The following is a 14,688-nucleotide window of genomic DNA, read 5'->3' on the forward strand; positions in this document are numbered from 1 at the left end:
ACCCCCGAACGCCTTCTGCCTCAACGGTCGCGCCATCTTCCACTGGCGGCCGGGATGCGGCATCATGCCGCCCATTCGTTCCCTCCAGCCGCCGCCAGAGGAGTCCCTTCCTGCCTGGAGGCATTGCCGTGTCCGTCGTTCCGTTCCGTGTTGCCCCGATCCATTCGGGTCGCCGTCGCGCTTTTCCCTCGCGCTCCCCGCTGATGCAGGCGATGGCCTGCGTGCTGGGCCTGGCCCTGTCCGCCTCGGCCGTGCAGGCCGAAGAGGTGCCGGCGGGGGACGCCCCTGCCAAGGACGGCGCACAGACCCTGCAGACCGTGCAGGTTACCGCCAACCAGCTCGGCACCGTGACCGAAGGCAGTGATTCCTATACGCCCGGCACGATCGCCACGGCCACCCGCCTGGTGCTCAGCCCGCGCCAGACGCCGCAGTCGATCAGCGTGATCACGCGGCAGGAAATGAACGACTTCGGCCTCAACGGCATCGATGACGTCATGAAGGTCACGCCGGGTGTGAGCATCGTCACCTACGACAGCGAGCGCACCGAGTACTACGCGCGCGGCTTTGCAGTACAGAACTTCCAGTACGACGGCATCCCGATGGCGCGCGATTCGGCGTACTCGGCCGGCAACACGCTCAGCGACATGGCCATCTACGATCGCGTGGAGGTGCTCAAGGGCGCCACCGGCCTGCTGACCGGCATGGGCGACCCGGGCGCGACCATCAATCTGGTGCGCAAGAAACCCACCCGGGAGCTGGCCGGCAGTGCCACGCTGGGTGTCGGTTCATGGGACAGCTACCGCGCCGAAGTCGATGTCGGCGGGCCGCTGACTGAGAGTGGCCGCGTGCGCGGCCGCGTGGTCGGCGCCTACCAGGACAAGCATTCCAATGTCGACCATTACCAGCGCAGCAATGAGGTGTTCTACGGCATCCTCGAGGCCGACCTCGGCGAGAGCACGCTGCTGACCGTCGGTGCCGATTACCAGGACAGCGATCCGGAAGGCTCCAGCTGGGGCGGTATTCCCCTGCTGGACAGTGCAGGCAACTTCAACGACATGCCGCGCTCGTTCAACAACGGCGCGCGCTGGAGCCGCTGGGGCCAGTACGCCCGTACCGGCTTCGCGACGCTGGAGCACACCTTCGGCAATGACTGGGTCGCCAAGCTGCAGCTCAATCACCAGGTCAACGGCTATGACGCCTCGCTGGGCGCGGCGGCCGGTGGCAATCCGGATCCGGTCACCGGTGAAGGCGTGAGCATGTGGCTGGGCCAGTACATCGGCAAGACCACCAGCAACGCGGCCGATCTGTACGTCAGCGGCAAGTTCGAGTGGTTCGGCCGCCAGCACGAGCTGGTGGTCGGTGGCAGCGTGTCGCGCAAGCGCTGGGTCAACAATGGCTACTCGCCGCAGCCGGGCTATGTCAGCAGCGTTGCCGACTACTACGCCTGGACCGGCGATGTGCCCGAGCCGGACTGGCAGTGGGGCTACGGTGACAACCAGGTCACCCGCGAAAGCGGTGCCTATGTGGTGGGCCGTTTCGACCTGGCCGATCCGCTCAAGCTGATCGTCGGCAGCCGCATCGCCAACTACAAATCGCCGGATACCGACGAGAGCGGTGTGGTCGTGCCGTACGCCGGCCTGGTGTACGACCTCAACCGCAACTTCTCCGTCTTCGCCAGCTACAGCACCATCTTCAAGCCGCAGGGCAACCAGGACGAACAGGGCCGGGTGCTGGATCCGCTGGAAGGGCGCAGCTACGAAGCGGGCCTGAAGGCGGAGTTCTACGACGGTCGCCTCAACGCCAGTGCGGCGGTGTTCCAGCTGGAGCAGGACAACTACGCACAGCCGACCGGCGGCAGGACGCCGAGTGGCGGGATTGCCTATGAAGGCCTGATGGGGGTGCGCACCAAAGGCTATGAGCTGGAGGTGTCCGGCCAGCTTGCGCCGGGCTGGCAGATCCAGGGCGGCTACGCGCACAAGATCGCGCGGCAGCAGTCCACCAAGGTCTCCACGCTGGAGCCGGAAGATCAGTTCAGCGTGCACACCAGTTACCGCCTCACCGGTGTGGCTGACGGCTGGAGCGTTGGCGGGGGCGCGCGCTGGCAGGGCAGCACGTTCGGCACCATCACCAATCCGGCCACCGGCGGAAGCCAGCTCCACCGCACCGAGCCCTACTGGCTGCTCGATGCCATGGCGCGGTACCAGTTCAACGACCAGCTCTCGGCGACGCTCAACGTCAACAACCTGCTGGACAAGCACTACTACACGATCTTCAGCTGGTACAGCACCTACACCTGGGGCGAGCCGCGCAACGTGCGCCTGACCCTCAACTACAGGTTCTGATCCAAAACGAACGACACCCCGGGCAACCGGGGTGTCTGCGTTTGCGGCCGGATGTTTACAGCGCCAGCTCGAACACGATGACTTCCGCGTCGTTGGCGTTTTCCAGCGTCAGCTGCGCCTCGTCACTGACCTGCAGCGCATCGCCGGTCGCCAAGGTGATGCCGTTGACCTGCAGCTGCCCGCGGGCGACCTGCACGTAGGCACCGCGGCGCGGGGCCAGTGGCAGGTGGACGCGGTCGTCGCCGTCCAGGATCGTGGCGTAGATGTTGGCGTCCTGGTGGATCAGCAGCGAACCGTCACGGCCATCGCGCGAGGCGATCAGGCGCAGCTGGCCTCGCTTGGTGTCCGGGGCGAAGTGGGTCTCCTGGTAGCTCGGGGTGATGTTCTCCTGGTCGGGGAACAGCCAGATCTGCAGGAAGTGCACCGCTTCGTCGGCCGAGTGGTTGAACTCGCTGTGGCTGACGCCGCTGCCGGCGCTCATGCGCTGCACATCGCCGTAGCGCAGCACCGAGCCGGTGCCCATCGAGTCCTTGTGCTCCAGCGCGCCGCCGAGCACGTAGGAGATGATCTCCATGTTGCTGTGGCTGTGCGTGCCAAAGCCCTGGCCGCCCTGCACGCGGTCTTCGTTGATCACCCGCAGCGGTCCGAAGCTGGTATAGCGCGGGTCGTAGTAATTGGCGAAGGAGAAGGTGTGCATGGAGTTCAGCCAGCCATGGTCGGCCTTGCCACGGGTGTTGCTCTTGCGGATCTGCAGCATGGGAATCTCCTGGATGTTCGATGGTTTCGATGGCGGTCCGGGGCGGTCGCTGCCGTCCCCTTTCCTGTTGCGGCCAGTATCCGCTTGCGCCGTCGGCTTGAAAAACGGATAGTTTTGCAAGCCATCATCGAAAAATTCGAATGCTCAAGCTCAGCCTCGACGCCCTGCAGATCCTGGATGCCATCGACCGCCGCGGCTCGTTCGCTGCGGCCGGCAAGGCCCTGCACAAGGTGCCTTCGACCATTTCCTATACCGTCTCCAAACTGGAAGAGGACCTGGGCGTGCAGCTGTTCGATCGGGTGGGCCCGCGCGCGCACCTGACCCCGGCCGGGGAGGCGTTGCTGGAGGAGGGCCGCCATCTGCTGCGGGCGGCGCGGGAGCTGGAGATGCGGGTGCGGCGGGTGGCCTCCGGCTGGGAGGCCGAGCTGACCGTGGCGGTCGACTCGATGTTCGTGCCGGCGTTGCTGGCCGAGGACGTGCGTGCCTTCAATGCGGTGGCCGAACAGACCCGGATGCGGCTGATCAGTGAATCGCTGTCAGGCACCTGGGAGGCACTGCTGGACCGGCGCGCGGACCTGCTGGTCGGCGCGGCGGGCGAGGGCCCCAGCGGCGGGGGCTATGTGGTCGAGCCGATGGGCGTGGTGCGTTTCGTGTTCGCGGTGGCGCCCTCGCATCCGCTGGCGGCCGCGTCCGAGCCGCTGGGCCGTGAGTCGTTGGCCGCCCACTGTGCGATCGCCGTGGCCGATTCGGCGCGGCGGCTGCTGCCGCGCACGGTCGGGCTGCTGATGGGGCAGGAGACCGTGACCGTGCCGGACATGGTCAGCAAGTTCCGCCTGCAATGTGCCGGGCTCGGTTTCGGTTTCCTGCCCGAGCCGTACGTACAGCGGGCGGTGGCGCAGGGCCGGCTGGTGATCAGGCAGGTTGAAGAGCCCAAGCCGGACGAGACGTTCTGGCTGGCCTGGCGGACTGGCGAGGACGGGGCCGCGCTGAAATGGTGGCGCGAGCGCATGCAGCGCCCGGAGGTGCTGGATGGCTGGTGGCCCACCATGGAAGGCTGGCTGGGCTGATCGCAGGCCGGGCAGGGGCCTGCGGCGATGCCGCTGCCCGCCCGTTCAAGCTGAATGTTGGCTTGGCTGTCATCGGATGGTCATCTGGATGCGATAGAGCGGCGCTGACGTGATCGGTACCCTGCGCGACTCGTCTGGTTTTTCCGATTCTGCCCATGAAGCGCTTGCTGCTGTTGCTGCTGGCCGGGGCTGGCCTGTGGCTGGCTGCCTGCTCCTCCTTGACCTCCACCGCCGCCTCGACCTCGTTGAGTGATCGGCTGATCGCGCCCGGCGGCGTATCCACGCTGCTGGACATGCCGCGCATCGCCGAAGCGGTTGAGAGTGTGCCCAACCGGCACGGTCTCGTGACCGGCCGCGCCGGCGTGCCGATCTTCTGGCGTGCGTTCGACCCGGGTCAGTACGGGCTGCATTACCAGTACCTGCCCCAGCACCATGACAACGGCGAGCCGCTGCGTACCGGCATGGCGCTGGACCTGCCGCACCCGTTCCAGCCGAAGGCACCGCGCGGCACGGTGGTGCTGCTGCACGGCTGGATGATGAACGGTGATGCGATGCTGCCGTGGTCGCTGCAGTTGGCGCAGTCAGGCTATCGCGTGGTCACCATCGACCTGCGCAATCATGGGCATTCCGGCGCCGGCCCGTCCGGTTACGGGACGTTCGAATCGGATGATGTGGTCGATGTCATCGCTGCGCTGAAGGCACGCGGGGAGGTGGTCGGGCCGCTGTATCTGTTCGGCGTTTCCTACGGCGCCGCCACCGCGCTGTTCACCGCCGACAAGCTCGGCGACCAGGTCACCGGCGTGGTGGCGATGGAATCCTTCGCCAATGCCGGCGATGCGATCCGCAGCATGATCCCGCACCTGATGTCGCTGCAGCCGACCGCGTGGAAGGCGCAGGCCATGGCCGCCTATGGGCGCTGGCGCTACGGTGGGCAGGATATCGACCAGGTGATCGCCGCGGCCAGCCAGCGCCTGGATCTGGACCTGGACCGCGTCGATGTCACCCGCGCGCTGGCCGACAGCCGTACCTGCGTGCTGCTGCTGCACGGCCAGGACGATCAGCATGTGCCGGTCGGGCAGGGCCGTCGCCTGGCCGCCGCCAGCCCGCGCGTGCACTACATCGAGATGCGGGGCGAAGACCACATCACCCTGCCGCTGCGCGTGGATCTGCTGGGCGGTGTGGTGGATGACTGGCTGGCGCACGACGCCCATGCCGGTGGTGGCTGCCCGGCGCCGGAACTGCCGGGCGAAGCGGATCTGATGGCGATGCAGGCAGCCCAGGCCCACGCACCGCAGGGATGACCTCCTGGTAGTGCCGGCCGCTGGCCGGCTCCACGCGATCGTCCAGCATTCATGAGAGCCGGCCAGTGGCCGGCACTACCGGGTGACAGCCGGCACCCACGCAAAAAAAAACAGCAACCGATGGCTGCTGTTTTCGTCGATGCAATGGTGCGCCCGGAGAGATTCGAACTCCCGACCGCCTGGTTCGTAGCCAGGTACTCTATCCAACTGAGCTACGGGCGCATTTACATCGAATTTTTACTGCTGATACCGACGGCGAAATCGATACCCTGTTGATGGTGCGCCCGGAGAGATTCGAACTCCCGACCGCCTGGTTCGTAGCCAGGTACTCTATCCAACTGAGCTACGGGCGCGTCAACAGGAGCGGAATTATGCGGATCGGCGTCGCATTCGTCAACGGTTTTTGTGAAGGTCTTCATTCAAATGAACGAAGAAGCTGCTCCACCACGGCTTCCGGCGTCTTCATCCAGGCGAAGTGATCGGCACGCGCACCCAGCATCTGCGCACTGACCACGCTGAGCTGCGCACGCATGCCCGGCATCTTGGCCAGCAGGCCCTGCATTGAGCCCGTCGGTGCCAACCAGTCGTGGTCCATCACCACGGCGGCCGCCTGGCCGCGCAGATCGCGCATCGCGGCCTCCAGATCGGTCGCCATGCCAGCGGCCGCGTAGTGATTGTTGAGGCCCACGCGCGACCAGTCGCGGATCAACCCGCGCGCCTCGGTGCCACCAAAGCCGAGCTTCTTGCCGTGCAGGACCCCTTGGCGCTGGGCCAGCCAGGGCAGGAAGCGATACACCAGCGGCAGGGTCCAGCCACGCGGGGCCGGGAAGGTGCGCCAGTACGGCGTGCCGCTGGCGACCAGCCACACGCGGGCGAAGCGCTGCGCATGCAGACCGGCGAAGCAGCAGGCCAGCTGACCGCCGAGACTGTGGCCGCCGATGATCAAGGGTGTTGCAGCGTCTCCGGCCACGTTTGCCAGGCTCGCCGGCAGGTCCTGCTCGAGGAGGTCGCGATAGCCCCAGTCCTGCGTGCGCGACGGGCGCAGGCTGCTGCTGCCGTTGCCGCGCCACTCGTGCAGGTACACCGCAATGCCACGCGCAGCGAGCGCCTCGGCGAACGGCAGGTAATGGCGCGCGGCCACGCCCAGCGCCGGCAGCCACAGCAGGCGTGCGCGTGGCTGCGTCGGCACGCGCGCCAGCAGTTCGAAGCGATGCCCGTCTTCGGCCTGCACAGGCAGGGGCGAGGCGTCGATCATGCCGGGCGTGCCGCACCGAAGTGGTCGATCACCAGCACCTCGCTGCGGCCCGGGTAATAACCGCTCTGCAGACCACGCGCGACGTAATCGATGGCCGCTTCGCAGGCATTGGGCAATGACAGCCCCTGGCACAGCTGCGCGGCGATGGCCGAGGCCAGCGTACAGCCGGTGCCGTGCGCATCCACCGGCAGGCGGGTATGGATGAATTCTTCGCGGGTCACACCGTCGAAGTAGCGATCGATCACGCGACTGCCTTCGTCCAGATGCCCGCCCTTGAGCAGCACCGCGCCGGCGCCAAGCTCCAACAGCGCGTCGGCGGCATCTTCGGCCTCCTCGGCGGTGACGATGCGGCGGCCGAGCAGCAGCTCCGCTTCGGGGGTGTTGGGCGTCAGCAGCGTCGCCAGTGGGATCAGGCGCGTGCGCATCGCCACCAGTGCGCTGTCTTCGAGCAGCTTGGCGCCGCTGGTCGCGACCATCACCGGATCCAGCACCACGTGCGGTGGGCGGTGCTTTTCCAGTGCATCTGCCACCAGTGCGATCACCTCGGCGTTGGCCAGCATGCCCAGTTTCACCGCATGGATATCGAAATCGGCGAAGCAGGCATCGATCTGCGCCTGCAGGAAGTCCAGCGGCGGCACGTGTACGGCGGTAACGCCGCGCGTGTTCTGTGCGGTCAGTGCGGCGATCGCCGACAGACCATGCACGCGATGGGCGGCGAAGGCCTTCAGGTCGGCCTGGATGCCAGCACCACCGCCGGAATCGGAGCCGGCGATGGTCAGGGCGGAAACGGGGCTGGAGGGCGTCATGCCCCAATTGTGCAATGTTTGTCGCGGCAGTGCTGCCGCGCCCTCAGCGCGCCCGCAGCAGTGCCCACTGCCGGTACAGCACGTAGCCCACCCCGGTGCCGCCGGTGAGCAGTGCCGGGGCGAGCAGGGCGTCGTAGCCGAAGCGCAGGAACAGCATGGCGCCCATCACGCCGCCGGCCAGGAAGCCGCTGACGATCAACCCGCTCAGGGTCAGTCGACGGATCGGCAGCGGCAGGCCGCGCATCAGGTGGCCCAGCCCGATCCCGAGATCGGTGAACATGCCGCTGAGATGGGTGGTGCGCACCACCGCGCCACTGAAGGTGGTGGCCATCGCGTTCTGCAGGCCGCACGCCATCGCCGCGGCCAGTGCCCCCCAGATCTGCTGCTGTTTGAACAGCGGGATCGCGATCAGCAGCAACAGCGATTCCAGTGCCAGCACTGCGCCATAGCGGCGGCCCAGTTGCAGGCCGCTGTCCTGGATGATCACTCCGCTGAGCGTGGCGCCCACGCAGAACGCGATCAACAGCCCCCACAGGTGCCCGACCACGCGCCAGTCGCGTTGGGCCAGCGCCATGCCGAGCTGGCTGGTGGTGCCGGTCATGTGGCTGACGGCCTGGTGTTCGAACCCCAGGAAGCCGACCACGTTGACCATCCCGGCCACGCAGGACAGGGCGATCGCCCCGATCCAGACCCAGGTGGGCAGCCGGATGCTCATCCGGCGTGCGCGGTGGTGGTCACGGCACGATCAACGGCCCGCGGGCGGGCCGTTGAACTGCACATCCGAGAAGCTGCCGCTGGCCGGATCGAACAGCGCGCCCCAGAACTGCGCGCCGCCATCGCAGACCCGGATTGCATCGCGCGCTGGATCGATGTCGGCATCGTCAGGCAGATGGAAGGCGTTGAGATAGATCAGCTGCCGGCCGTCCATCTCGATGCCGACATATTGGCGGTCGAAATCGGCAGCCTTGGGCACCTGCGTCTCCAGCGACGGCAACCGGGCTTCCAGCTGCTCCACCTGTTGGCGGCTGGGCGCCCAGTAGCCGGTGACGCGCCCCGGCTCGCGGCCGGGGCTGGAACGCGAGCAGGTATCCAATACCTGGGCGGCGACGACGGGGCGGGTCACCACCCAGGACTGGCCGGTCTTGATCGCGGTCGGGACGCTGGCGCCCGGCCGCGTATTGGCAGGCGTGCAGGCGGCCGCCAGCGCAGCAAGCGCCAGCGGCAGGACGGCACGGGACAGGGAACGGCTCACAACACCTCCGAGGCGTAATCGGCCAGGCGCGAACGCTCGCCACGGCGCAGCGTCACGTGCGCGCTGTGCGGCCAGTTCTTGAAACGGTCCACCGCGTAGGTCAGGCCCGAGGTGGTCTCGGTCAGGTACGGGGTATCGATCTGTTCGACGTTGCCCAGGCAGACGATCTTGGTGCCCGGGCCGGCACGGGTGATCAGGGTCTTCATCTGCTTGGGGGTGAGATTCTGCGCTTCATCCAGGATCAGATAGCGTGACAGGAACGTGCGCCCGCGCATGAAGTTCAGCGAGCGGATCTTGATCCGGCTGGCGATCAGGTCGTTGGTCGCCGCTCGGCCCCATGCGCCGCCTTCCTGGGTATGCGTGAGCACTTCCAGGTTGTCGGTCAGCGCGCCCATCCATGGGGTCATCTTCTCTTCCTCGGTACCGGGCAGGAAGCCGATGTCCTCGCCGACGCTGACCGTGGCGCGGGTCATGATGATCTCGCGGTAGCGCTGCTGGTCCATGGTCTGGGCCAGGCCAGCGGCCAGCGCGAGCAGCGTCTTGCCGGTGCCGGCCGTCCCGAGCAGGGTGACGAAATCGATCTCCGGGTCCATCAACGCATTGAGCGCGAAGTTCTGCTCGCGGTTGCGCGCGCTGATGCCCCACACCGCATGGCTGCCGTGGCGGAAATCGTTGACCAGCGACAACGTGATCTTGTCGCCGTCCACCTTGGCCACGCGCAGTTCGACTTCATCGTCGCCCGGCAGGTAGGCGTACTGGTTGGGGTGCCAGCTCTCGTCTTCGCTGGCGATGATTTCGTAACTGGTGCGGCCCTTGTCGCTCCAGCTGCGCAGGTTGTCGGTGTGCTTCTTCCAGAAGTCTTCCGGCAGTTCGGTGGCGCCGGTGTAGAGCAGGCTGAAATCGTCCAGCGCGCGGTCGTTCTCGTAATCCTCCGAGACGATGCCGGCAATCGCCGCCTTGATCCGCAGGTTGATGTCCTTGGAGACGAACACCACCGGAATCTCGGGCACCTGCTCCTTCAGGGCCAGGATCGCGCCGAGGATGGCGTTGTCCGGAATCACCGCGCCGAAGCTCTTGCCCGCATCGAAATGACTGGTCTGGAATCGCAGCAGGCCCACGCTCTGCTTGCCGCGCAGCTGCAGCCCGTTCGGCCGTTGCAGCGGGATGCCGTCGGCCAGGTTGTCCAGGCCCGAGGCCTGCACCAGCTCATTGAGGAAGCGGCTGACCTGGCGCGCGTTGCGGCTGGCCTCGGTGGTGCCCTTCTTGCCGTTGTCCAGCTCTTCGATCACCTGCATCGGCAGGTAGACATCATGCTCCTCGAACTTGAACAGCGCGGTCGGATCGTGCATGAGCACGTTGGTATCCAGTACGTAGATGCGCTTGCCTCGGGTCATCGTCAATTCCTGGTGGCAGAACAGGGACAAGCCATCACGACCTGCGGGGCAGGGTGATGACCATTGGGGGTGCCGGATTGATCACTGGGTTTTCGCGGCCTTCAGGGCTTCAAGGACGGTGTCTGCGTGGCCGGCCACTTTGACCTTGCGCCACACCTGCACGATACGACTGTCCGGCGAAATGAGGAAGGTGCTGCGCTCGATGCCACGCACCTGCTTGCCGTACATGTTCTTCAGCTTGATCACGTCGAACGCGGTGCACAGCGCTTCATCGCCATCGCTGATCAGCGGGAAGGCGAAGCCCTGCTTGGCGCAGAAATTGTCGTGGGATTTGACCGAATCGCGGGAGACGCCGAAGACGCGGGCGCCGGCCTTCGTGAACTGCGGGAGCAGTGCGTTGAAATCGATGCCCTCGGTGGTGCAGCCCGGGGTGCTGTCCTTGGGGTAGAAGTACAGCACCAGCCACTGGCCGGCCAGATCGCCGAGGGTGGTGGTCTCGCCGCCGGACAACGCCAGCGGCAGTGCGAGGGTGGTGCTGTCCAGGGTGTCGCCGTCGTTCATGGGTTCCTTTCCGGATCCTGGGGTAGATCTACTACAACTGCATGAAACCCCGCGCGCCCGTGACGAACGCGCGAAGCATCAGAACTTCATCGGGTCCATGATCGCATCGAGGTTGAGGTGATCGCAGAACTCGAGGAAATCATCACGCAGCGCGGCAATGTGCATGTTGGCCGGCACCCCGATCGTGACCTGCGCGGAGAACATTTCCGCACCGGTCTGCATCGCGCGGTAACGCGTGCTCTGCAGGTTTTCGATGGTGATGCCCTGGCGGTCGAAGAAATCGGCCAGCTGGAACAGGATCCCCGGCTTGTCGGCGGCGATCACTTCCACGATGTAGGGCAGCAGGTTGGACTGCGCCTGCTTGGCACCGGTGCGGTACCAGACCAGCTTCAGGCCTTCCTCGCGCTCCAGCCGGGTCAGCATCGCCTCCAGCTTGGCCACCGAGTCCCACGAGCCGGTGGCCAGGGCGGTGACGGACACGTCGCGCCCGACCGTGGCCAGGCGGGCATCGACCAGATTGCAGCCACTGTCGGCGATACGCCGGGTCACAGGCAGCAGGGGGGACTCCGGATGCGTCGTATAGGCGTTGATCAGGAGGTGGTTTTCGGTCGGCGCAGGCCGCGGCGTGGTGTCGGTCAAGAGGGTTCCGGGTGATGCAAGGTGAGTCTGAACGGCCGGCGACGGCACGTTCGCCGGAGTCCAGCATACTTGCCCGCGCTTTCGACCCGCAAGTAACATGCAACGTACATCTGGCCGGCGTTTACGCAGGCCCGGTGCCCCCTTTCTTCCGAGCACGATGTCCTTGTCCCTTTCCGGTCTCATCACCGCGCTGGCGACGCCCTTCCAGGCGAACGGCGCATTGGATCCCGACGGTTGGCAGCGCCTGCTGCACCTGCAACTGGAGGGTGGTGTTCACGGGGTGGTGGTGGCCGGTTCGACCGGTGAAGCCGCTGCCCTGTCCGACGACGAATACGACCAGCTGCTGCGCAGTGCGGTCAAAACCGTCGCCGGACGCATCCCGGTACTGGCCGGGACCGGCCTGTCGGGGACGGCCAAAACGATCGAGCAGACCCGTCGTGCGGCTGCCAGCGGCGCGACCCATGCGCTGGTGGTGACCCCGCCGTACGTGCGCCCGACCCAGGCCGGCCTGATCGCGCATTACCGCGCGGTGGCCGACCAGGGCGGCCTGCCGGTCATCCTGTACAACGTGCCCGGCCGTACCGGCTGCGACATGCTGCCCGAGACCGTGGCCGAACTGGCGCGGCACCCGAACATCGTGGGCATCAAGGAGGCGGTCGGCGATGTGGGCCGCGTCAATGCCCTGCTGGCGCTGCGCTCGCCGGACTTCGCCATCCTCAGCGGTGACGACGGTACGGCCGCGCGTTCGATCCTGTCCGGCGTGGACGGCCTCATCTCGGTGGGCTCCAACGCCCTGCCGGGCGCGTACCGCCGGATGTGCGACCTGGCGGCAGCCGGGGAACGCGAGGCGACCGAGTCGTGGGATGCCCGTCTCGAGCCGTTCCATGAATTCTGCGGCGTGGAGTCCAACCCGATCCCGGTGAAGGACCTGCTGCGCCGGATCGGCATTGGTGATGGCCTGCGCCTGCCGCTGCTGCCCTTGTCCGCGGCCCATCACGCCGCTGCCGAACACCTGGCCACCGATATCGGTGCGCTGGAAGCACTATCCAACCACTGATGTCAGTGGTCACCCAGGAGATTCCCATGCGTCAATCCGTTTCCGCCTTCCGCGTGCTGTCCTTCGCGATCCTGGCTACCGCCACCCTCGTCGGCACCACCGGTTGCTTCAAGCGCGGCGCCAAGGGCGACTACGCCCTGGCCCCGGAAGTTCGCCCGCTGGAAGTGCCGCCGGATCTGAACGTCCCGGCCGGCCAGGCTGCCGCTACCGCTGCCACCAGCTCCTCGCTGGCCTCGCAGGCGGCGCGCCCGGCCCCGGCCGCGAACCCGGCGGCCGCCAACAATGCCGGCTTCACCGTGCCGGGCACCAAGGAAGAGGTGTTCGCCAAGGTCGGTACCGCCCTGGAGACCGTTGAAGGCGTGAAGATCGCCAGCAAGGCCCAGCTGCTGGGTTCCTACGATGTGGCCTTCGAAGGCAGCGACTTCCTGGTCCGCGTGGTCGCCGTCGATGCCGGTGCTTATGTGTCGGCCGTCGACCCGCGTGGCCTGCCGGCCACCGCGGCGGCCCCGACCAAGCTGCTGGGTGAGCTGAAGGCGAAGCTGGCCCCGTAAGGAGGCCTGCGGTAGCTCCTGTTGCTGGCCGGGCAGGTGTGCATTGCGTGCCTGCCCGGCTCTGACGCTGACGGCGTTGGGGCGAAGGGCAGCTGGCCAGCGGCCGGCACTACCGGGGATCCGGTTGGGGAAACAAAAAGGGCGCCCTAGGCGCCCTTTTTCGTTTGCGACATGCCGCGGCTCAGCGTTCCAGAAGGGGCAGCTTGTCCGGCTTGCCGTCCCATTCGCCGGCATCGGCGGGCGGGTCCTTGCGCACGGTCAGCACCGGCCAGGCCTTGGCCAGCTCGGCGTTCAGGGCGACGAACGCTTCCTGCCCGGCGGGCACGTCGTCTTCGGGGAAGATCGCGTTGACCGGGCACTCCGGTTCGCACAGGGTGCAATCGATGCACTCATCCGGGTCGATCACCAGGAAGTTGGGACCTTCGTGGAAGCAATCCACGGGGCACACTTCCACGCAATCGGTGTGTTTGCACTTGATGCAGTTTTCGGTGACGACGAAAGGCATGGGGAAATCCGGCGTTAAGCCGACCAATTCTAGAACAGGTTGTGGCTGAATGCTGGCGTGGCGTGCTCAGACAGCGCGCCTCGATACCTGATCAAGTGCGGGCGGCCCTTGTGCAACAAGGCGTTGCGGGTGATGCGCGGCGCTTCCCTGTCAACGTGCGCCACCGCTGGCCAACCGCCCGGTGCATGCCCGACCCGCAGCCGGTCAGGCCACGTGGACCCGGCTCTCCGGCAGACCGGGGTGGTCCTGGCGCGCGCTGAACAGGCTGCCCGCATGCGGGCTTGCGGCCAGCGCCTCGGGCGTGTGGTCCAGCTGCGAACTGATCACGTACAAGGTGCGCAGGTCGGGGCCGCCGAAGGCAACGCAGGTGGGGTTCTTGACCGGCACCGGCTGCACCTGCAGCAGTGTGCCGTCGGCGCCATAGCAGCTCACCTGGCTGGCGCGCCATTGCGCGTTCCAGACCCGCCCATCGGCATCCACCGCCGACCCGTCGGGCTCGGCAGCGCGGTTGGCCAACGTGGTGAACACACGCACGTTGGCGGTGCTGGCGCGCTCTGGGTCGTAATCGCAGGCCATGATCTGCGGCGTCACCGAATCGCACCAGTACAGCGTGCGGCCATCCAGGCTGAAGCTGATCGCGTTGGGAATCACGATGCCCGGCAGCGGCAGTTCGCGCAGGCCGTGGCGGCTGGAGTACTGATAGAAGCGGCCATCGGCGGCGCGCGCCGGGTGTTCGTTCATCGTGCCGAACACGAAGTTGCCGTGACGGTCGGCGCGGCCATCGTTGCTGCGCGTGTATGCGTTGTGTGGGTCCACATCGGCCAGCCACTGCAGCGGCAGCGCATCGTCGGTGGCGGCAGCCAGGTCGGCGCGGTGCAGCGAACTGACCAATGCGACCAGCAGCGTGCCATCGTCGAACAACCCGATGCAGCCGGGGCGGTCCGGCAACACCCAGTGGCGCGTGCTGCCGCTGGCCGGCGTGTGCTGCCACAGCCGACGTTCGGCGATGTCGATCCAGAGCAGGCTCTGCCGCCGGTCGCACCAGAGCACGCCCTCGCCGTGGGTGCAGCGGCTGTCCACCGCCAGCGTGGCCGGCGCGCGTTCGAGGCTCATTGCGACGCACCGGTGGGCATCCGCACCATCGGCGTGGCGCCACAGCGGGACGGGGCGATCGGGCGAACGAACATGGGCATGGGCAGGC

Annotated in this window: 15 protein-coding genes and 2 tRNA genes; 5 read left to right on the forward strand and 12 right to left on the reverse strand. The window is 66.9% G+C overall.

Features of this window, described 5'->3' with window-relative positions:
• Positions 1-203: 203 nt before the first annotated feature.
• Entirely contained in the window at positions 204-2,342 is a 2,139-nt protein-coding gene (locus tag ABE472_RS03665; RefSeq protein ID WP_346463762.1) for a TonB-dependent siderophore receptor, read from the forward strand.
• A 55-nt stretch (positions 2,343-2,397) separates the two neighbouring features.
• On the opposite strand, the gene ABE472_RS03670 is transcribed toward ABE472_RS03665, so the two are convergent.
• A complete protein-coding gene (locus ABE472_RS03670) occupies positions 2,398-3,099 on the reverse strand; it encodes a pirin family protein (protein WP_346465515.1) in 702 nt (233 codons plus the stop codon).
• Between the two features lie 140 nt (positions 3,100-3,239).
• Between ABE472_RS03670 and ABE472_RS03675 the strand changes: the two genes are divergently transcribed.
• Together ABE472_RS03675 and ABE472_RS03680 are read left to right on the forward strand one after the other, a co-directional pair.
• A complete protein-coding gene (locus tag ABE472_RS03675; protein WP_313212556.1) occupies positions 3,240-4,166 on the forward strand; it encodes a LysR family transcriptional regulator in 927 nt (308 codons plus the stop codon).
• A gap of 155 nt (positions 4,167-4,321) precedes the next feature.
• Positions 4,322-5,467, forward strand: a complete 1,146-nt coding sequence (locus ABE472_RS03680) for an alpha/beta fold hydrolase (RefSeq protein WP_346463704.1) — start codon at positions 4,322-4,324, stop codon at positions 5,465-5,467.
• A gap of 145 nt (positions 5,468-5,612) precedes the next feature.
• Here ABE472_RS03680 and ABE472_RS03685 read toward each other — a convergent pair.
• The 9 genes from ABE472_RS03685 to ABE472_RS03725 all read right to left on the reverse strand — a co-directional run bounded on the left by ABE472_RS03685 (position 5,613) and on the right by ABE472_RS03725 (position 11,374).
• Positions 5,613-5,689, reverse strand: a tRNA-Arg gene (locus tag ABE472_RS03685).
• A 54-nt stretch (positions 5,690-5,743) separates the two neighbouring features.
• Positions 5,744-5,820: transfer RNA gene (locus ABE472_RS03690), tRNA-Arg, on the reverse strand.
• Between the two features lie 62 nt (positions 5,821-5,882).
• Positions 5,883-6,722 (reverse strand): alpha/beta fold hydrolase, encoded by an 840-nt coding sequence (locus tag ABE472_RS03695; RefSeq protein ID WP_346465517.1) that lies wholly within the window; start codon positions 6,720-6,722, stop codon positions 5,883-5,885.
• Entirely contained in the window at positions 6,719-7,528 is an 810-nt protein-coding gene (thiD, locus tag ABE472_RS03700) for a bifunctional hydroxymethylpyrimidine kinase/phosphomethylpyrimidine kinase (protein WP_346465519.1), read from the reverse strand. Before thiD ends, ABE472_RS03695 begins: the two co-directional genes overlap by 4 nt.
• Positions 7,529-7,571: 43 nt before the next feature.
• On the reverse strand, positions 7,572-8,243 hold the full coding sequence (locus ABE472_RS03705; protein WP_313212560.1) for a YoaK family protein: 672 nt from the start codon (positions 8,241-8,243) through the stop codon (positions 7,572-7,574).
• Positions 8,244-8,273: 30 nt separating this feature from the next.
• Positions 8,274-8,753 carry a hypothetical protein gene (locus tag ABE472_RS03710; RefSeq protein WP_313212566.1) on the reverse strand — a complete coding sequence of 160 codons (480 nt, stop codon included), beginning with the start codon at positions 8,751-8,753 and terminating at the stop codon, positions 8,274-8,276.
• Positions 8,754-8,776: 23 nt separating this feature from the next.
• Positions 8,777-10,174: a PhoH family protein gene (locus ABE472_RS03715; RefSeq protein WP_313212561.1), complete on the reverse strand. Its 1,398-nt coding sequence runs from the start codon at positions 10,172-10,174 to the stop codon at positions 8,777-8,779.
• Between the two features lie 81 nt (positions 10,175-10,255).
• Positions 10,256-10,735 (reverse strand): peroxiredoxin, encoded by a 480-nt coding sequence (locus ABE472_RS03720; RefSeq protein WP_176989669.1) that lies wholly within the window; start codon positions 10,733-10,735, stop codon positions 10,256-10,258.
• A 78-nt stretch (positions 10,736-10,813) separates the two neighbouring features.
• A complete protein-coding gene (locus ABE472_RS03725; protein ID WP_019183297.1) occupies positions 10,814-11,374 on the reverse strand; it encodes a glycine cleavage system protein R in 561 nt (186 codons plus the stop codon).
• A gap of 163 nt (positions 11,375-11,537) precedes the next feature.
• Here ABE472_RS03725 and dapA point away from each other — a divergent pair, with 163 nt between their 5' ends.
• Entirely contained in the window at positions 11,538-12,431 is an 894-nt protein-coding gene (gene dapA / locus ABE472_RS03730; protein ID WP_313212567.1) for a 4-hydroxy-tetrahydrodipicolinate synthase, read from the forward strand.
• 26 nt (positions 12,432-12,457) lie between these two features.
• Positions 12,458-12,982: a hypothetical protein gene (locus ABE472_RS03735; protein WP_313212562.1), complete on the forward strand. Its 525-nt coding sequence runs from the start codon at positions 12,458-12,460 to the stop codon at positions 12,980-12,982.
• Between the two features lie 181 nt (positions 12,983-13,163).
• Here the strand turns inward: ABE472_RS03735 and fdxA are convergent, their stop codons facing one another.
• Positions 13,164-13,487 carry a ferredoxin FdxA gene (fdxA, locus tag ABE472_RS03740; RefSeq protein WP_137189155.1) on the reverse strand — a complete coding sequence of 108 codons (324 nt, stop codon included), beginning with the start codon at positions 13,485-13,487 and terminating at the stop codon, positions 13,164-13,166.
• 204 nt (positions 13,488-13,691) lie between these two features.
• A complete protein-coding gene (locus ABE472_RS03745) occupies positions 13,692-14,600 on the reverse strand; it encodes an SMP-30/gluconolactonase/LRE family protein (protein ID WP_346465521.1) in 909 nt (302 codons plus the stop codon).
• Positions 14,601-14,688 lie beyond the last annotated feature (88 nt).

Origin of the sequence: Stenotrophomonas sp. TWI809, from assembly GCF_039673205.1 — a bacterium.
Lineage (GTDB): Bacteria > Pseudomonadota > Gammaproteobacteria > Xanthomonadales > Xanthomonadaceae > Stenotrophomonas.